This is a genomic window from Vibrio qinghaiensis (assembly GCF_002257545.1).
Taxonomy (GTDB): Bacteria; Pseudomonadota; Gammaproteobacteria; order Enterobacterales; family Vibrionaceae; genus Vibrio; species Vibrio ordalii.
Genome location: NZ_CP022741.1, coordinates 1,648,929 through 1,666,550 on the forward strand (window position 1 = coordinate 1,648,929; position 17,622 = coordinate 1,666,550).

Consider the following 17,622-nt stretch of genomic DNA (forward strand, 5'->3'; position numbering starts at 1 on the left):
CCGCTGAATTGCTCTTCGTGACTACCACTTTCAGCAGTTATCGACAGGACAGAGAATTTATGGCTACGATTAAAGACGTTGCACGCTTAGCGGGCGTATCAACCACCACGGTATCGCATGTAATCAATAAAACTCGCTTTGTGGCTGAAGCAACCCAAGAACGAGTGATGGAAGCGGTATCAGAGCTCAACTATGCACCAAGTGCAGTCGCTCGCAGCTTAAAATGCAACACCACCCGTACCATTGGTATGTTAGTGACCCAATCGACAAACTTATTTTTTTCTGAGGTTATCGATGGTGTTGAAAGTTACTGCTACCGCCAAGGCTACACACTTATTTTGTGCAATACCGGCGGTATTTACGAGAAACAACGCGACTACATCCGCATGCTAGCGGAAAAACGTGTCGATGGTATGTTAGTCATGTGCTCGGACCTCACCCAAGAACTGCTTGAGATGCTTGATCGTCATTCAGACATTCCGAAAGTTATCATGGATTGGGGCCCTGAAAGTTCTCAAGCGGATAAAATTATTGATAACTCAGAGGAAGGCGGATATCTCGCCACCAAATACCTTATTGATAATGGACATACTGACATTGCTTGCTTAAGTGGACACTTTGAAAAAGCGGCGTGCCAAGAGCGAATTCAAGGGTTTAAGCGTGCGCTTGCCGAAGCAGGCCTTAAAGCGCATGACGATTGGATTTTAGAAGGTAATTTCGAATGTGATACGGCGGTTCTCGCCGCCGACAAGATCGCCGCCATGGACAAACGCCCAACGGCTGTTTTCTGCTTTAACGATACAATGGCTCTCGGTTTAATGAGTCGCTTGCAACAAAAAGGCATCCGTATTCCTGATGACATGTCTGTTATTGGCTATGACAATATAGAACTGGCTGAATACTTCTCGCCACCGTTAACCACGGTTCACCAGCCAAAGCGACGAGTAGGGAAAAACGCCTTTGAAATCCTATTGGAACGCATTAAAGACAAAGAGCATGAACGTCGTGTGTTTGAGATGCACCCCGAGATTGTTGAACGCAACACAGTAAAAAATATCACAAAATAGTGTCATTATTTAAAGCAAGCGACAAATGTCAATTTTAGGAATTTTCCTACACTTGAGACAGAACGCCGTATCAAATAATAGTAAATTTGGAATAAGCATCACGCAAATAATAAATAAACGTGATGCTCATCCAAAAATTTATATATTCTTATTATTAGAAGTCACGCACAGGGCAAACCATTTGAAAGGATGGGACGCAAAGCCTCCGGCCTAAACTGAATATTCAATAGGTAGCGGGGTTGCCGATGGCAAATATGCAAACGTTAAGTTTACTCCTTACTGACACTCTTTCTGCATAAGTTTGCTAATCTCTCGGACCTGATTTTGGTGGCGTTTTTCCCATACACCGAGAATTTACAGCATGGATAAACCAATACTTAAAGATTCTATGCGACTCTTCGAACAACTTGGACGTGTTAAGTCTCGTTCAATGTTTGGCGGCTTCGGCATTTTTGTCGATGACACCATGTTTGCTTTGGTCGTAAACGATAAACTTCATATTCGCGCAGACGATTTGTCAACCTCTCGCTTTAAAGAGCAAGGCTATGAGCCCTATATCTATAAAAAACGCGGGTTCCCTGTCGTCACGAAATATTTTGCATTGCCTGACAATTGTTGGCAAAACCCTTCGCTCATTTTACGAGATGCTGCTGTCGCACTCGAAATCGCAAAACAAGAGCGAGAGATTCAAGCCCAAGCCAAGCCAGATCGTCTAAAAGATCTCCCAAACCTTCGTCTCGCCACCGAACGTATGCTCAAGAAAGCTGGGATTGAATCTGTGACAGATTTGCAAAGCAAAGGAGCCTTGGAAGCCTATAAAGCGATTCAGCAAACCCATTCTTCTTCAATCAGTCTTGAATTGCTATGGGCCCTTGAAGGTGCGATTGAAGGCAAGCATTGGTCGGTTATCCCACAATCTCGACGCGATGAATTAGCTAAAAGCCTTTAACCTCCGAGTAAATAAATATCTCGATTAAATAATCAAATACGCTCGCATCACCATGCGGGCGTTTTTTTTCATCCCGTTTTGAAATATAAATTCGACTTCCTCTGTCTTCTTCACTATATCTAGTAAAATATGTCGTTTTGAGGAATACCATGAATAAAAAACTTCTCTTAGGCTTGGCTTTATTGGCCTTTATTGTCTTTTTGATTGTAAATTTTGGCCACTATCTAACGTTAGATAATGCCAAAGCACAGCAAATGCTATTAAACGAATACATTAGTCAAAACGTGATCAGCGCTGCTTTGATCTATTTTTCACTCTATATTGTGCTCACTGCTTTCTCTATCCCTGGAGCGGCGGTCGTCACGTTATTGGGCGCTGCGCTGTTTGGTTTTTGGACGAGTTTACTACTTGTCTCCTTTGCCAGTACCATAGGTGCAACAATCGCCTTTTTGAGTAGCCGTTTCTTGCTACGAGAGTGGATCCAAACAAAGTTTGGTCAAAAGCTGCAAACGATTAATCAAGGTGTCGAAAGAGATGGCGCATTTTATCTATTTTCACTGCGCTTAATTCCTGTTTTCCCTTTTTTCTTGATTAATTTATTAATGGGCCTAACTCCCATATCTGTGGCTCGCTTTTACCTGATTAGCCAACTCGGTATGCTACCCGGCACTGCCGTTTATCTGAATGCTGGAACTCAACTAGCTGAAATTGAAAATTTGTCTGGTATTGTGTCTCCTTCGGTTTTGTTTTCATTTGCTCTACTCGGTCTTTTCCCACTTATCACTAAGTGGATTATGACCAAATTAAATAAAAACCCTACTTCTGCTTGAAGTGAATGGCAATGAAGATTTTCGTTTCAAGCCATCCGATAGAAGCCTACATCGTTTGCCAGTATTTACAGCAATTCAACATCCACTGTGAAGTGAAAGGTGAAAATTTATACGGTTTAAGTGGAGAGTTGCCTTTTACAGAAGAAACTTTGCCATATGTATGGCTATTAGATGAAACCCAAATAGCCGATGCTCAAGTACGACTAATGGCTTATCAGAGCGAAGAAATAAGCGAAAAAACGTATTGGATTTGTAAACAGTGTAGTGAAGAAAACGAGCCGCAGTTTGCAGCCTGCTGGTACTGCGGTTGTTTAGATTCAAACTAACGGCTCTGATGCTGGCGTATGAACTCAATTGAATGGTGGTTAAACATCTCAGATTGTTCAACGTTGCACACGTGACCGCAATCTGGGATCTCTAGTAGCATGCTTTGTGTATGCGTTGCCACCATCTCTTTAACAGGCTGAATGAACATGTAGTCACGCTGCCCCATAAGATAAAGTGTAGGAATATGCAGCTCTTTCTCTTTGAAGCATTTCATCAGAGGATTGACTTCTGATGTCAGCATAAACCAGCGTTTAAACTCTTTTTGGCACAACTTCTTCGCTTCTCGAATAAAAAGATGCCGCGACTCTTTTTGGTTGCGTTGTGGCATCACAATGTAAGCAAACAGACGATAAAGCCACATGTAAGGAATAATGTGTTTACTCAAATTGCCTAACTTTACGAGCACCTGAGAGCGCACATTCAAACGGGTTACAGCGCCACCAAGAACCATTGAACGAACTCGTCCTGCTGCCATTTCAGCAAGGTTACGCACGATAATAGTACCAAGTGACATTCCAACAAAATGGGCAGAGTGAATTTTCAAATGATCGAGCACTTTGAGAATATCAAGAGTGACCGATTTAAATGTGTAACGATTTGCCATCAACTCTTGAAACAGTTGATTTGACTTTCCGTGACCTCGTAAATCAACCAGTAACAAGTTGAAATGCTCACGATAGGCCTTGATTTGCTTAAACCAGATAGATGAACTTCCCCCTGCACCATGCACAAAGACAACCCATTCATCACTGGTAGCATGGAGGTAAGTTTTATGGAAAAGTAAGCTATGAGACATACAAAACCGTTAATCATCTTCAATTTAAGAAGTTTAAGACTACCACAAAACTCGCTGTTAAGAGTGAAAAAACGCACGGGTCTATTAGGCTGCACAGTTAACAAATAAGGCGCCGAAGCGCCTTATTTATTATAAAACATCAGCCATGAATCGCCAGATGATACATCTTAATATACTCTTTCGCTGAATCCTGCCAGTTAAAATCTTGCCGCATTGCTCTTTGCTGAACTTCCAACATAACATCAGGATGCTGTAAATAAAACAATACCGCTCGTTGCATCGCAATTAACAGTGCTTCAGGAGAAGGTTCATGAAACCCAAACCCTGTTGCCTCTTGAGGAAATTTATCATAATCACGTACGGTGTCTTTTAAACCACCGACTTCACGAACGATGGGCAGCGTGCCATAGGCCATACTGTAGATCTGATTCAAACCGCAAGCTTCAAATTCGGAGGGCATTAAGAAGAAATCAGAACCAGCTTCAACCAAATGTGCAAAACGGTTGCTATAAGCTTCAACAAATGCAAATTTGTCAGTATGCTTCGCCGCTATTCTGTTTAGCTGAGCAGCAACTTCTGGCTCTCCTGTACCAACAATAATCAGTTGGACATCATTGCGTAAGAAAGACTCAAGTATAGGTAATATATAATGAAAACCTTTTTGATGAGTGAGTCTGCAGACCATCCCGAACAAAGGCACTTCGCGCTGAGGTAATTGCAGCTCTTCTTGCAGCATGCGCTTACTCGCCCGCTTACCCGCTTGAAGTGACTCAGCCTCATCGTTGTAGCAAAGAGGAAGAAATTGATCGTTTTGTGGATTCCACTCACTATAATCACACCCATTAACGATGCCGTGCAAATCTCTAGTTCGGTGAACAAAATCATCTACCAACCCATGAGAGCCAAGCGGTGTTAGCAGCTCGGAAGCATAATTAGGGCTAACGGCATTGATTTTGTCAGCAAAGGCAATTCCGGCTCTGAGCATACTGACGTGATCGTGTCCGTAGCGTAAAAATTCCATGCCAGATAAGTTCAATTCTGGGATGATCTCTAATTGATGATAAGAAAAAATACCTTTAAAAATCGCGTTGTGAACAGTCAATACGCTTTTCATATCAGAAAAATAAGCGTCATGCTGGTAACGCGTTTTCAACAAAAATGGAACCAACCCTGTATGCCAATCATTTGCATGGATAATCTTTGGTTTTTTACCGAGCTTAGGTAAAACATCTAGGCTAGCTGCTGAAAAGAAACCAAAACGCTCGCCATTATCAGCGTACGCTTGGTTATTCTCGCCATACATTTGTGCTCGGCCAAAATATTGTTCACATTCAATTAGGTAAACAAGGACTCCATCAAGTTCCATTTGACGAACCGAATAAGAGGTATGCGGCCAATGAGTAAGCTCAGTTTCAAGCACGATAGGGGCATCAGAGATGCCCGAGATAGAACGATAAGCCGGTAGCACAATAGCTATCTGATGACCTAACTCTTGCAGTGCTTTAGGCAGTGCTTTGGCCACATCAGCCAAACCACCACTTTTGATCAAACCTTGAGCTTCTGAAACGGTAAACCAAACATCGATTTTTTCCATTCTAGAATCCAACTTTTGTTCCTTTTGCGATAACAACGATGCCCTCATCAGAAACATGGAAACGTTGTCTATCAAGTTCTAAATCTTCACCAATCATGGTACCAGGTGCTATTTCGACGTTTTTATCAATAATCGCACGCTTAATTGTGCACCCTTCACCGATTTTAACATCACCTAAGATCACAGATTCACTCACTAAAGTGTTGGCTCCAATGTTACTGCGGTAACCTAGTACAGATTTGTAAATCTTCGCACCTTGAATATAGCTTCCACCAGAGATTAAGCTGTCTGTGATCTGTACTTTACGATCGTGTGAATCAACAAAGGTTGCAGGTGGTAATGGTGGATAATAAGTATGCAGAGGCCAGCTACGGTTATACAACGAAAAATCGGCATCATGCTCTAATAGATCCATGTGCGCTGCCCAATAGGCCTCAATCGTACCAACATCACGCCAGTAAGTTGTGTCTTTTTCGCCTTTAATTTTATTGGTTGAAAAATCATAGACATAAACCTCTCCTTCCGGGAAAAGTTTAGGGATAATATCTTTGCCAAAATCATGGCTGGATTGATTATCCTCAGCATCACGACGCAGTTCTGCACAGAGCTTATCTGTATCAAATATGTAGTTACCCATAGAAACAAGTGCAAGGTCTGGGTGCCCAGGGATCGCTTTGGGGTTACAAGGTTTTTCTTCAAAGCCGACCATTTTTCCAGCTTCATCAACTTCAATTACACCAAACTGAGACGCTTCTTTCAATGGCATTCTCAGCGCAGAAACGGTCAGTTTTGCGTCTACACGTTTATGGAAATCGAGCATCTGGCGGATATCCATTTTATAGATATGATCAGAGCCAAAAATACATACTTGGTCGGGGGTAGAGAGTTCAATAAAGCGGATATTTTGATAAATAGCGTCTGCAGTGCCTTCATACCAGCGCTTGCCATCACGCATCTGTGCAGGGATTGAGTCGATAAACCGATCGGTGATGCCCGAAAGGTTCCAACCTTTCTTCATGTGTAAATATAGAGATTGAGATTTAAATTGTGTCAGTACATAGATGCGCATCAGATCCGCATTTACAAAATTATTCAAAGCAAAATCGATTAAACGATAACTGCCACCAAATGGCACAGCAGGCTTACTACGCGATTCCGTTAGAGGCATCAAGCGAGAGCCTTCGCCACCAGCGAGGATCATACCTAAAACACCAGCCATTTTAATTCTCCTTATTTCATTCTTATATTTGCATTCCATGCCTTAATTTACAGGGGATGTATGGATGCTATCCTTATTGACCACTTGCAGTGGGCTGTATGAAACTCCCTCACCACCCTAAATGCAATGGGTTGTTTATACGTTATCGAATTAAAGAAATAATACAATTTTAAATACGCTGTTCTGACTTGTCTGAGCCCTTTAGTTTGCTAACTCCTAACCTAGCTCACATTTACAGCTCGGTGTAGCATATAAACATAACAATGTATTAACTAATCATTTTTATTCACCTGATTGATGCATTCTTAATTTTATATACACTCTCTTTTTATTAAAAATACAACGAATTTATGACGCTATGTTTATTAGGTTAAAGACATAAGTATTAATTACACCAAATAGCTCCATTTTAGTTGTTGAACCGACTGAACAATTCACAACATGCTGGTGCAATAGGGCTATCTCCTGCGCACAAGACTCTGAACATCCGACACCCCCGCCCGCTCACGGATAGTTAATCAATACTGCCTTACACATGGAATGTCAAAATATTGGCGACACATTCTCCATGAATAGTATGAATAGTTGAACTTGCTCAAACTCCAGCCAAAAAAAAGTAGCCCGAAGGCTACCTTTTCGCATTGATCACATTAAAGGCTATTTTTTAGCGTTTTTACGCTTATCGGTAATTTCCCACCGCCCATTATCGTACAACGCCGTCCAACCTGAGGGTTTACCGTCTATCTCAGTGCGTACATAGTGTTCTTTTGACTTACGACTAAAGCGTACAACCGCAGCCACACCATCAGGATCATGTGTAGGCGCATCAGCTAAGTATTGATACTTTGGTGCTAGGCGCTCTTTGAAACGAGCCAATTCTTCAACCAATGGCGCACGTGTCTCGCGAGATTTCGGGAAATTGCTCGCCGCAAGAAACAGGCCTGAAGCGCCATCACGCAGTACAAAATACGCATCCGAGTTTTCACAAGGCAATTCAGGGAAATGGATAGGATCTTCTTTTGGTGGAGCAACTTCGCCGCTTCTTAAGATCTTACGCGTATTTTTACAGTCATCGCTGGTGCAATCCATGTACTTACCAAAACGGCCATTTTTCAGTACCATGTTTGACCCACACTTGTCACACTCGACAACTGGGCCATCATAGCCTTTAACTTTAAACTCACCGAATTCTACAACGTAACCTTCGCAGTTCGGATTGTTCCCGCACACATGCATTTTACGTGTGTCATCGATTAGGTACGCATCCATCGCCGTTTCACAGATAGGACAACGCTTTTTAGCGCGCAGTGCAGCCGTTTCAACATCTTCTTCCAAGACATTGATGACGCCTTCTTCGTCACCTAGGTTAATGGTGGTTTTACAACGCTCTTTAGGCGGCAGTGCATAACCAGAACAACCGAGGAACACCCCTGTAGAGGCTGTACGAATTCCCATTGGACGTGAACATGTCGGACATTGAATGTCGGTCATCACGATGTGGTTGGGTTTCATACCACCTTGTTCTTCATCCAGTTCAGCCGTTTCTAAATCTGCAGTGAAATCTTTAAAGAAATCGTCCAAGACTCCTTTCCAATTTGCAGATCCTGCTGCAATTTGGTCCAGCTTTTCTTCCATTCGCGCGGTGAAGTCATAGTTCATCAAGTCATTGAAACTGTCATCCAGACGATCGGTGACGATTTCACCCATTTTCTCAGCATAAAAACGTCGCTGATCCACTTTCACATAGCCGCGATCTTGAATGGTAGAGATGATAGAAGCATACGTCGATGGTCGGCCGATACCACGCTTTTCAAGCTCTTTTACCAACGCAGCTTCCGTATAACGTGCCGGTGGCTTAGTGAAATGTTGTTTTGGATCTAACGTTTGCAATAACAACGTTTCGCCCACTTTCACTGGAGGTAAAATTTGGTCTTCATTCTTACCCATTGGACGTTGAACTCGTGTCCAACCATCAAATTTAAGGATGCGACCTTTCGCCTTAAGGGTAAATTCTGCCGCTTTCACGCTCACAGTGGTCGAATCGTATTGAGCTGGAGTCATTTGGCAAGCAACAAACTGATTCCAGATTAGCGCGTATAGCTTATGAGCATCCGCTTCCATACCTTGTAAATCATCGGCTTTCACATCCACACTGGATGGACGAATCGCTTCGTGCGCTTCTTGAGCGCCCTGCTTACTTCCATAAGCTAACGGATTCTCAGGTAAGTAGGCTTGTCCAAACTCACTACCAATATAGCTGCGAACCGCTTCGACCGCTTCAGCACTCAAGTTGGTTGAATCGGTACGCATATAAGTGATGTAACCCGCCTCATACAAGCGCTGAGCTAGCATCATCGTTTTCTTCACTCCGTAACCCAAGCGAGTACTGGCTGCTTGCTGTAACGTCGAGGTGATAAAAGGAGCGGAAGGTTTACTACTGGTTGGGCGGTCTTCACGTTTACACACTTCGTAAGAAGCTTTTTCTAAAATCGAAACCGCTGATTTAGCTTCCGCTTCGTTGACAGGCTTAAACGCTACATCATTTTTTTGCGCGACCAACAGACGGAAATCCGTTTTATCTTGCGTTTTCGTATCAGCATGGATATCCCAGAACTCTTCAGGGACAAACGCGTTAATTTCACGCTCACGCTCAACAAGTAATTTCACCGCCACCGATTGGACGCGGCCCGCAGACAAGCCACGCGCCACTTTTTTCCAAAGTAATGGAGAGACCATAAAACCCACCACACGGTCCATGAAACGGCGCGCTTGTTGGGCGTTTACACCGTCGATATTCAATTCACCCGGTGTTTGGAAGGCTTGTTGGATTGCATTTTTAGTAATTTCGTTAAATACAACTCGTTTGTATCGCTGTTCATCGCCACCGATGATCTCACGAAGGTGCCAAGCGATGGCCTCTCCTTCGCGGTCCAAATCGGTTGCGAGATAAATGCAATCAGCATCTTTGGCAAACTTTTGCAATTCCGCCACTACTTTTTCTTTACCCGGCAAAATTTGGTAATTCGCATCCCAACCGTGATAAGGGTCGATACCCATCTTCTTAATTAACGAACTGCGGTCTTTCTCGCTTTTCAAGCGTGCTTTCTCTTCCGCGCTAAGGTTCTTTGAAGAAGAACTAGGCGTTGCTTTTTTAGTGGTACTTTGACCTGCGGTTGGAAGATCACGAACATGCCCTACGCTCGACTTCACAATAAAATCTTTACCAAGATATTTATTGATCGTTTTAGCCTTGGCTGGCGATTCCACTATAACGAGTGATTTACCCATAATTGACTCAAATGCCCTTAATCATTACGCGAAAGTAAATCGCATGACGTTCTAAATTATTGCTTCTTTTTTTACTATCGAGCCAGTTAACAAGAAGATCAACATGTTTTTTAAAAATAAAATTCAACCACTCAATAATTGGTCAAAATGCAACCAGAGCTCAGTAACCTATTTTCGGCCAGCCTTCAAACTTAAATTGAGAAGTTTAAAATCGAGTCCTGTGATGCTTGTGAGCTTGACTTTCATTGCTGCAGCACTCTACTAAACCTGCTTTGGCGCTCATACTAAAGTGAGTATTATCAGTTCGCGAAATAAATCCAATGAAATATGCCGTAAGTCACACATTCTCATTGCATAAGAAATCGGCTTTCTTGATTAAGCTTAGACATGACTTCTCTCTTTGGTCAAAGCTTGAGAATCCACTTCATCGAATTTTGCGCCGAATTCTATTTGAAATCATTGAAATTACCTACCCTTTTACGGCACTATCCTCGCACATCTACTCATAGGACCGTAAAAAGATGAGCGAAAAACAATCTATTACTGAATTTGATTTGTTACTTATTGCAAACCAAATCATTCAAGAACATGACGCTTATATGGTTGGCATGCGCGCCGATAGCGTTGAAGAGAAAGAGGATGTATTAGTTTTTAAAGGCAACTACTTTTTAGACGACAGGGGGCTGCCAACACCTAATACCACTGCGGTATTTAACATGTTCAAGTACCTTGCCTTGCATTTATCAAAGCAATTCACTCTCGTTCAATCGTAATTCTTGATGAAAAAAGCCTCATTCGAGGCTTTTCATTATTGGGTTTAAACGCTCAATGCCTAGTGGCTTAGTTGTGCAAGCTGTTCAAAATAATCAGGAAACGTTTTCGAGGTACATTTAGGATCATTAATCGTCACTGCGGTATCGCTCAGTGCAACCAGCGAAAAACACATCGCCATTCGATGATCGTCATAAGTGTCGATTGCCGCATGCTGTAATGACGTTGGTGGTGTAATGATAATGTAATCATCCCCTTCCTCAACCTCTGCACCCACTTTACGCAGCTCCGTCGCCATTGCGGCTAAACGATCGGTTTCTTTAACACGCCAATTATATACGTTGCGAATGGCTGTGGTGCCTTTGGCAAATAATGCGGTCGTCGCAATGGTCATAGCTGCATCAGGAATGTGATTAAAATCGAGATCAACCGCATTAAGCTCTCCACGACGAGCGATGACATAATCATTCCCCCATTCGATGACTGCGCCCATTTTTTCTAGCGCATCGGCAAATTGAATATCCCCTTGGATACTGTTTTTACCAATACCAGTAACTTTTACTTCGCCACCTTTGATAGCCGCCGCCGCGAGGAAGTAAGAAGCAGAGGATGCATCTCCTTCCACCAAGAACTGCCCAGGAGAAACATACGATTGCCCAGCTGGGATCACAAATTGAGTGTAGTTATGGTTGATCACTTTTACACCAAACTGCGCCATGATGTGCAACGTGATATCAATGTAGGGCTTAGAGACCAAGTCACCAATGATGTTGATCGTCATTTCACCATCAGACAGTGGCGCAGCCATTAAAAAAGCGGTCAAAAATTGACTCGAGATTGAACCGTCAATCGCCACGGTTCCAGCTTTAAGGCCCGTTGCCGTAATTTTTAACGGCGGGAAGTCTTGATTTTCCAGGTACTCAATATCAGCGCCCGCTTCACGTAACGCCGTAACGAGATGACCGATTGGACGCTCTTTCATCCTCGGCTCACCAGTCAAAATGAACTCACCCTGCCCAAGGACTAATGCTGCCGCAAGTGGACGCATTGCCGTCCCTGCATTACCTAAAAACAGCTCAACGGATTGCTCGATGCTAAAAGGCCGACCCAAGCCTTTTATCTCACACACCGTTTTGTCGTCTGACAAACGATACTCCACGCCAAGTTTTGCTAGTGCGTTGAGCATGTGGCGAATGTCGTCACTGTCTAACAAGTTCGTTAGCTTGGTCGTACCACTTGCCAGAGCGGCAAGCAGTAGCGCTCGGTTTGAGACACTTTTGGAACCGGGTAAATTGACTTGCCCATTAATTTTTTTTATTGGTTGTAACGTGAGGCTTTCCATTCGAGTTGTGTTTCCTTGCATCTTCCAAAGAGCTCCTGTTTGCTCTGGGAAAATGAAAATTCTTCGTACTTGCAGCCTATCTAAAAATAAAAGCGAACTCCAGTACAAATATGGCCTGATAGTAATGATTGGCAAACTATTGAAAAATCCCTACTATCCTCATTCCGTGGCCTTATCTTGATGGTTAACCCAGATCGGATCGAACATGACTATTTACCTTCCTCAACTTGCGCTTGATGATTTCTCTTTTCCTTCCGCTGATGAGGCGCTAAAAGAGCCAAATGGACTGCTCGCGTTTGGTGGAGATTTACAGCCAGAACGTATTTATAATGCTTATCGACACGGAATTTTTCCTTGGTATGGCCCACAAGAGCCGATTCTTTGGTGGAGCCCCGCTCCGCGAGCTGTGTTTAACCCACAAACTTTTTCTCCAGCTAAAAGCGTTAAAAAATTCCAGCGAAAACATCAATATAAAATAAGCCTTAACCATGCAACTAAAGAGGTAATTACAAGTTGCGCCAACGTAAGACCCGCAGATCAAACTTGGTTAAATGAAGAGATGCGCAGCGCCTACCTCGCCCTTGCGGCTTCTGGCCGTTGTCATTCGGTTGAGGTGTGGCAGGAAGATAAATTGATCGGCGGGCTCTATGGCATACAAATGGGCCAAATGTTTTGCGGTGAGTCGATGTTTAGTACCAAAGCCAATGCATCAAAAATTGCGCTTTGGTATTTTTGCCAGCATTTTCAATCACACGGTGGACAGTTGATTGATTGTCAGGTGATGAATCCGCATCTGGCATCATTGGGAGCTTTCGAATTAGAGCGCGACGATTTTCTCAAATCCTTGCTATCTTTTAGGGATAGCTCTGTCGATGAGCGCTGCTTTAAACCCCAGTGGATCACCTTGCCTAATGAAGGATAACCATGAGCTCAGATTTACAGCAAATACGCATCGGTTTAACCAATAACCACCCTTGTAGCTATTTAAAAGATAGGCAAGAACGTGTCGCTGTGACTTTAGACTCCGCCATGCAATCGCCTGAGAATTATGAAATTCTGCTCGCAAATGGTTTTCGACGCAGTGGGGATACCATTTACAAACCTCACTGTGACAATTGCAACTCCTGCCAAGCATTGCGTGTTTTTGTTGACCAAGTCAAGCTATCAACCAGCCAAAAGCGGTTACTCAAAAAGGCACACGCTTTTCAGTGGCAGTTGAAACCGAGCATGGATTCGGGTTGGTTTGCACTCTATGCCCGCTATATTGAAGCGCGACATAAAGAGGGCAGCATGTACCCTCCCAACGAGCAGGAGTTTGCAACCTTTTCCGCTTGTCGTTGGCTAGAGACTCAATACCTGCATATTTATCAAAACGGACAACTGGTCGCGATTGCGGTGACGGATATTTTACAAAACAGTGCCAGCGCCTTTTATACCTTTTATGATCCAGGGTCAGATCTGTCACTCGGGACACTGGGCGTTTTATTTCAACTGCAATATTGCCAAGCCACACAGAAACAATGGTTATATTTGGGTTATCAAATTGATGAATGCCCAGCAATGAACTACAAAGTACGCTTTGAGCGCCATCAAAAGCTAGTAAATCAACGTTGGCAAGGGTAGAATACGCCCCAACTTTACATATTTATCTTTTAGCGGCAGAATGCGTCCGTTAAAAATCGCCAAGTTTCTAAAGAGGATTAAATGGCTAAAGAAGACGTAATTGAGATGCAAGGCACTGTCCTTGATACTCTTCCAAACACAATGTTCCGTGTTGAGCTAGAAAACGGCCACGTAGTAACAGCTCACATCTCTGGTAAAATGCGTAAGAACTACATTCGTATTCTTACTGGTGACAAAGTAACTGTAGAGATGACTCCATACGACCTAACTAAAGGCCGCATCGTCTTCCGTGCTCGTTAATCTCTGATTTTCGAACGCAACAAAAAACGGAGCTAAATGCTCCGTTTTTTGTTGCTTATAGAACTGGATTAAATGCAATGCATAGAAGAAAGCACGCCTCAGCGTGCTTTTGTTATTAGGTGATAAGCATCGGGATTACCGATTAGTGAACCGCTTCCTCACGAGAACCAATGTACTTAAACTTAAGCTCTTCGCCATCTAAATCCACTTTCACTGTGCCACCATCGACCAGCGAGCCGAACAACAACTCATTCGCTAATGGTTTTTTCAGCTTATCCTGAATCACGCGGCCCATCGGACGAGCGCCCATCTCAATGTCGTAGCCTTTCACAGCCAACCAATGACGAGCATCCTCCGAAACCTCTAACGATACCCCTCTCGCATCAAGTTGAACTTGTAGTTCAACAATAAACTTATCAACCACTTGATGGATAACACGCTCATCCAAACGATTAAACCAGATGATGTTATCTAAACGGTTACGAAATTCGGGTGTGAATACTTTTTTAATCTCTGACATCGCATCGAAACTGTTGTCTTGTTGGATAAGACCAATCGATTTTTTCACTGTCTCTGCAACACCTGCGTTGGTTGTCATCACCAAAATGATGTTACGAAAATCTGCTTTTCGCCCATTGTTATCGGTTAAAGTGCCGTTATCCATGACTTGAAGTAACAAGTTGAAAATATCAGGGTGCGCTTTCTCAATCTCATCAAGTAGCACCACTGAATGTGGATGTTTGATTACCGCATCAGTTAGCAAGCCACCTTGGTCATACCCAACATAACCAGGAGGAGCACCAATTAAACGACTCACCGAGTGACGTTCACCATACTCAGACATATCAAAACGCAGCAGCTCAATGCCAAGTAGCTTCGATAACTGAACGGTCACTTCCGTTTTACCCACACCCGTTGGGCCAGCAAACAAGAATGATCCCACCGGTTTATTATCGGCACCTAAGCCAGCGCGTGAGAGTTTGATCGCCTCACTCAATACATCGATAGCGTCATCTTGTCCAAATACCAACATTTTCATTTTTCTATCAAGGTGTTGCAAAATGTCTTTATCGGAAGAAGAGACCGATTTTTCTGGAATACGCGCCATTTTAGCAACCATCGCTTCAATATCGGCCACTCCAACGGTTTTCTTGCGGCGACTTGCAGGTGCCAACCTTGAACGCGCACCCGCTTCATCAATCACATCAATCGCTTTATCTGGCAAATGACGTTCATTGATGTATTTTGCCGAAAGCTCTACGGCCGCACGTAACGCTTTATTGGTGTAACGTACATCATGGTGCGCTTCATATTTTGTTTTCAGGCCCATAAGTATCTTAGTGGTGTCATCCAACGATGGCTCAACCACATCGATTTTTTGAAAACGGCGAGCCAGCGCGCGCTCTTTTTCAAAGATGTTGTTGTACTCTTGATAAGTTGTTGAACCGAGGCAACGCAATTTGCCACTACTAAGCAGCGGTTTGATTAAGTTAGCCGCATCAACTTGGCCACCAGAAGCCGCACCCGCACCGATGATGGTATGAATTTCATCAATAAATAGAATCGCGTCTTGCTCTTTTTCAAGCTGTTTCAAAATGGTTTTAAAACGCTTTTCAAAATCGCCACGGTACTTGGTTCCGGCGAGCAATGAGCCGATATCCAGTGAATAAATAACGCTATTTTGAATTATTTCAGGCACTTGGCCTTCCACAATGCGCCACGCCAGCCCTTCCGCAATCGCCGTTTTACCGACTCCCGCTTCTCCCACTAACAGCGGATTATTTTTACGGCGACGACACAACACTTGAATGGTTCGTTCTAGCTCTTTATCACGCCCAATTAGCGGATCAATCAACCCTTGCTTTGCCAATTGGTTGAGGTTGCTGGCAAAGCTTTCCAAACGTTCATCAGAACTGACTTCATCAGCTGATTCGCTGCTAAAAGAGTCGGAAGAGGCTGAATTATCACTTGCGCTGGAAGCTTTAGTGATGCCGTGCGAAATGTAGTTGACGATATCTAAGCGACTGATGTCATTTTTTTTCAGTAGGTAAGCCGCATGTGACTCCTGCTCACTAAAGATTGCAACCAGTACATTCGCCCCGGTGACTTCATTGCGGCCAGAGGATTGCACATGAAACACAGCACGTTGCAGCACACGTTGAAAACTCAATGTAGGTTGCGTTTCACGTGTTTCGTCACTTTCAGGAATAAGAGGTGTGGTTTGATCAATAAAAACATCAAGCTCTTGGCGTAAGGCATCCAAATCCGCTTGGCAGGCTAATAAGGCCTCTCTGGCTGCATCATTTTCCAATAACGCAAGTAGGAGGTGCTCGACGGTCATGAATTCATGTCTTTTGTCTCGCGCTCGAGCGAACGCGCCGTTTAGACTCGACTCTAGTTCTTTATTAAGCATAAGTACCTCCTTAAGGAACCACTTTGTTGCTCCAGCAAGCGACTACGCTTGCTCCATAGTACAAAGCAGTGGATGCTCATTTTCCCTTGAGTACAAAGTAACTTGAGCTACTTTGGTCTCTGCAATCTCAGCACTAAACGTGCCACAAATTGCTTTCCCTTCATAATGCACCTTGAGCATTATCTGTGTTGCTTTGTCGATATCCATCGAGAAGAATCGCTCAAGGATTTCAATCACAAACTCCATCGGCGTGTAGTCATCATTATTGAGAGCTACGTTGTACATCGCTGGTGGTTTAATTGCTGTCTTCTCTTTCTCCAGAAGATCTGAGTCTGGAGTCACCCATTCAAAATGTTTACTCATGATGACCGTATTTAGAGTGCTTCTCTACCTAGTGGAACCGTGTGCCTCTCAGTAACCATTGTGTCGTTCGAATCTATTAATGTTATTAGTGCTACCGACACAGTTGAAAAACAACCCTTACTTAGAGACTAATGCAGCAATTGTATCGCTGCAAATAAAACATTGCTATTCCGAACTATCAACGGCGTAGTTGATTAAAAAGAAAACAAAAGCAACTGCTTTCTTTAACTATTTCATTCTTAACGCCCTATTTAATCGTTACAACAATGTAAACCTTAAAAATGATTTATTTGCAAATATGTCGAGTATCATACCTTTTGCCTATTGACTGCGCCGAATCATTGACTACATTGGTCAATTAGTGACTAAAAATTTGGCAGCGTCTGAATTGATATTCACATTCGGGTAACGTTTTTAAGATAAGTTTCTCGATAACAACATCAGTAACTAAAATGCAATGAGGGATGTAAAGCATGGCTACAGGTACAGTAAAATGGTTTAACAACGCCAAAGGATTTGGGTTTATTTGTCCAGAAGGTGAGGATACCGATATTTTTGCTCACTATTCAACCATTCAAATGGAAGGCTACCGCACACTCAAAGCGGGCCAACAAGTTTCCTATGAGATTGAACAGGGGCCGAAAGGTTATCACGCTAGCGCTGTTGTTCCAATCGAAGGTCAACTTGCAAAATAATCGCTGCCAAACGTGTATTTGATGAAAAACCCGCCGAACTGGCGG

16 protein-coding genes and 1 riboswitch are annotated in these 17,622 nt (G+C 43.3%); of the genes, 9 read left to right on the forward strand and 7 right to left on the reverse strand.

Translation table 11 applies throughout. From position 1 onward, the window contains the following. Positions 1 to 59 precede the first annotated feature (59 nt). From purR to CCZ37_RS07565, 4 genes are all read left to right on the forward strand, one after another. Positions 60 to 1,067 (forward strand): HTH-type transcriptional repressor PurR, encoded by a 1,008-nt coding sequence (gene purR / locus CCZ37_RS07550; RefSeq protein WP_094500206.1) that lies wholly within the window; start codon positions 60 to 62, stop codon positions 1,065 to 1,067. Positions 1,068 to 1,228: 161 nt separating this feature from the next. Further along, positions 1,229 to 1,314: riboswitch (cyclic di-GMP riboswitch) on the forward strand. Positions 1,315 to 1,428: 114 nt separating this feature from the next. Further along, a complete protein-coding gene (locus CCZ37_RS07555) occupies positions 1,429 to 2,016 on the forward strand; it encodes a TfoX/Sxy family DNA transformation protein (protein WP_094500207.1) in 588 nt (195 codons plus the stop codon). A gap of 149 nt (positions 2,017 to 2,165) precedes the next feature. After that, the gene (locus tag CCZ37_RS07560; RefSeq protein WP_094500208.1) at positions 2,166 to 2,846 is read left to right on the forward strand and encodes a TVP38/TMEM64 family protein; all 681 of its coding nucleotides are present in this window, start codon (positions 2,166 to 2,168) and stop codon (positions 2,844 to 2,846) included. Between the two features lie 11 nt (positions 2,847 to 2,857). Further along, positions 2,858 to 3,172, forward strand: coding sequence for a putative signal transducing protein (locus CCZ37_RS07565; protein ID WP_010319449.1), 315 nt, complete (start codon positions 2,858 to 2,860; stop codon positions 3,170 to 3,172). Here CCZ37_RS07565 and CCZ37_RS07570 read toward each other — a convergent pair. From CCZ37_RS07570 to topA, 4 genes are all read right to left on the reverse strand, one after another. Next, on the reverse strand, positions 3,169 to 3,969 hold the full coding sequence (locus tag CCZ37_RS07570; RefSeq protein ID WP_010319448.1) for an alpha/beta fold hydrolase: 801 nt from the start codon (positions 3,967 to 3,969) through the stop codon (positions 3,169 to 3,171). The two genes, CCZ37_RS07565 and CCZ37_RS07570, sit on opposite strands and share 4 nt — an antisense overlap. Before the next feature lie 139 nt (positions 3,970 to 4,108). Then, positions 4,109 to 5,563, reverse strand: a complete 1,455-nt coding sequence (gene glgA, locus CCZ37_RS07575) for a glycogen synthase GlgA (RefSeq protein ID WP_094500209.1) — start codon at positions 5,561 to 5,563, stop codon at positions 4,109 to 4,111. Between the two features lies 1 nt (position 5,564). Then, on the reverse strand, positions 5,565 to 6,782 hold the full coding sequence (gene glgC / locus CCZ37_RS07580) for a glucose-1-phosphate adenylyltransferase (protein ID WP_094500210.1): 1,218 nt from the start codon (positions 6,780 to 6,782) through the stop codon (positions 5,565 to 5,567). Between the two features lie 657 nt (positions 6,783 to 7,439). After that, positions 7,440 to 10,070: a type I DNA topoisomerase gene (topA, locus tag CCZ37_RS07585; RefSeq protein ID WP_094500211.1), complete on the reverse strand. Its 2,631-nt coding sequence runs from the start codon at positions 10,068 to 10,070 to the stop codon at positions 7,440 to 7,442. A 521-nt stretch (positions 10,071 to 10,591) separates the two neighbouring features. Between topA and CCZ37_RS07590 the strand changes: the two genes are divergently transcribed. After that, entirely contained in the window at positions 10,592 to 10,843 is a 252-nt protein-coding gene (locus tag CCZ37_RS07590; RefSeq protein ID WP_010320023.1) for a YciN family protein, read from the forward strand. A gap of 59 nt (positions 10,844 to 10,902) precedes the next feature. On the opposite strand, the gene aroA is transcribed toward CCZ37_RS07590, so the two are convergent. Beyond that, positions 10,903 to 12,183: a 3-phosphoshikimate 1-carboxyvinyltransferase gene (gene aroA / locus CCZ37_RS07595; RefSeq protein ID WP_094500212.1), complete on the reverse strand. Its 1,281-nt coding sequence runs from the start codon at positions 12,181 to 12,183 to the stop codon at positions 10,903 to 10,905. 205 nt (positions 12,184 to 12,388) lie between these two features. On the opposite strand from aroA, the gene aat reads away from it, so the two are divergent. The 3 genes from aat (at position 12,389) to infA (ending at position 14,106) form a co-directional block, all read left to right on the forward strand. Beyond that, entirely contained in the window at positions 12,389 to 13,105 is a 717-nt protein-coding gene (aat, locus tag CCZ37_RS07600) for a leucyl/phenylalanyl-tRNA--protein transferase (RefSeq protein WP_010320025.1), read from the forward strand. Positions 13,106 to 13,107: 2 nt separating this feature from the next. Then, positions 13,108 to 13,806 carry an arginyltransferase gene (locus tag CCZ37_RS07605; RefSeq protein WP_094500213.1) on the forward strand — a complete coding sequence of 233 codons (699 nt, stop codon included), beginning with the start codon at positions 13,108 to 13,110 and terminating at the stop codon, positions 13,804 to 13,806. Between the two features lie 81 nt (positions 13,807 to 13,887). Continuing rightward, positions 13,888 to 14,106 carry a translation initiation factor IF-1 gene (gene infA, locus CCZ37_RS07610; protein ID WP_006075347.1) on the forward strand — a complete coding sequence of 73 codons (219 nt, stop codon included), beginning with the start codon at positions 13,888 to 13,890 and terminating at the stop codon, positions 14,104 to 14,106. Between the two features lie 142 nt (positions 14,107 to 14,248). On the opposite strand, the gene clpA is transcribed toward infA, so the two are convergent. Beyond that, a complete protein-coding gene (gene clpA, locus CCZ37_RS07615) occupies positions 14,249 to 16,519 on the reverse strand; it encodes an ATP-dependent Clp protease ATP-binding subunit ClpA (protein ID WP_094500214.1) in 2,271 nt (756 codons plus the stop codon). A gap of 42 nt (positions 16,520 to 16,561) precedes the next feature. Beyond that, positions 16,562 to 16,882: an ATP-dependent Clp protease adapter ClpS gene (gene clpS / locus CCZ37_RS07620; protein ID WP_094500215.1), complete on the reverse strand. Its 321-nt coding sequence runs from the start codon at positions 16,880 to 16,882 to the stop codon at positions 16,562 to 16,564. 473 nt (positions 16,883 to 17,355) lie between these two features. Here clpS and cspD point away from each other — a divergent pair, with 473 nt between their 5' ends. After that, a complete protein-coding gene (cspD, locus tag CCZ37_RS07625) occupies positions 17,356 to 17,577 on the forward strand; it encodes a cold shock domain-containing protein CspD (protein WP_013857087.1) in 222 nt (73 codons plus the stop codon). Positions 17,578 to 17,622: the final 45 nt, after the last annotated feature.

Bases quoted from the DNA above. Each gene is read 5' to 3' on its own strand.
- purR (WP_094500206.1), top strand. From the start codon at position 60: ATGGCTACGATTAAAGACGTTGCACGCTTAGCGGGCGTATCAACCACC.
- CCZ37_RS07555 (WP_094500207.1), top strand. From the start codon at position 1,429: ATGGATAAACCAATACTTAAAGATTCTATGCGACTCTTCGAACAACTT.
- CCZ37_RS07560 (WP_094500208.1), top strand. From the start codon at position 2,166: ATGAATAAAAAACTTCTCTTAGGCTTGGCTTTATTGGCCTTTATTGTC.
- CCZ37_RS07565 (WP_010319449.1), top strand. From the start codon at position 2,858: ATGAAGATTTTCGTTTCAAGCCATCCGATAGAAGCCTACATCGTTTGC.
- CCZ37_RS07570 (WP_010319448.1), bottom strand. From the start codon at position 3,969: ATGTCTCATAGCTTACTTTTCCATAAAACTTACCTCCATGCTACCAGT.
- glgA (WP_094500209.1), bottom strand. From the start codon at position 5,563: ATGGAAAAAATCGATGTTTGGTTTACCGTTTCAGAAGCTCAAGGTTTG.
- glgC (WP_094500210.1), bottom strand. From the start codon at position 6,782: ATGGCTGGTGTTTTAGGTATGATCCTCGCTGGTGGCGAAGGCTCTCGC.
- topA (WP_094500211.1), bottom strand. From the start codon at position 10,070: ATGGGTAAATCACTCGTTATAGTGGAATCGCCAGCCAAGGCTAAAACG.
- CCZ37_RS07590 (WP_010320023.1), top strand. From the start codon at position 10,592: ATGAGCGAAAAACAATCTATTACTGAATTTGATTTGTTACTTATTGCA.
- aroA (WP_094500212.1), bottom strand. From the start codon at position 12,183: ATGGAAAGCCTCACGTTACAACCAATAAAAAAAATTAATGGGCAAGTC.
- aat (WP_010320025.1), top strand. From the start codon at position 12,389: ATGACTATTTACCTTCCTCAACTTGCGCTTGATGATTTCTCTTTTCCT.
- CCZ37_RS07605 (WP_094500213.1), top strand. From the start codon at position 13,108: ATGAGCTCAGATTTACAGCAAATACGCATCGGTTTAACCAATAACCAC.
- infA (WP_006075347.1), top strand. From the start codon at position 13,888: ATGGCTAAAGAAGACGTAATTGAGATGCAAGGCACTGTCCTTGATACT.
- clpA (WP_094500214.1), bottom strand. From the start codon at position 16,519: ATGCTTAATAAAGAACTAGAGTCGAGTCTAAACGGCGCGTTCGCTCGA.
- clpS (WP_094500215.1), bottom strand. From the start codon at position 16,882: ATGAGTAAACATTTTGAATGGGTGACTCCAGACTCAGATCTTCTGGAG.
- cspD (WP_013857087.1), top strand. From the start codon at position 17,356: ATGGCTACAGGTACAGTAAAATGGTTTAACAACGCCAAAGGATTTGGG.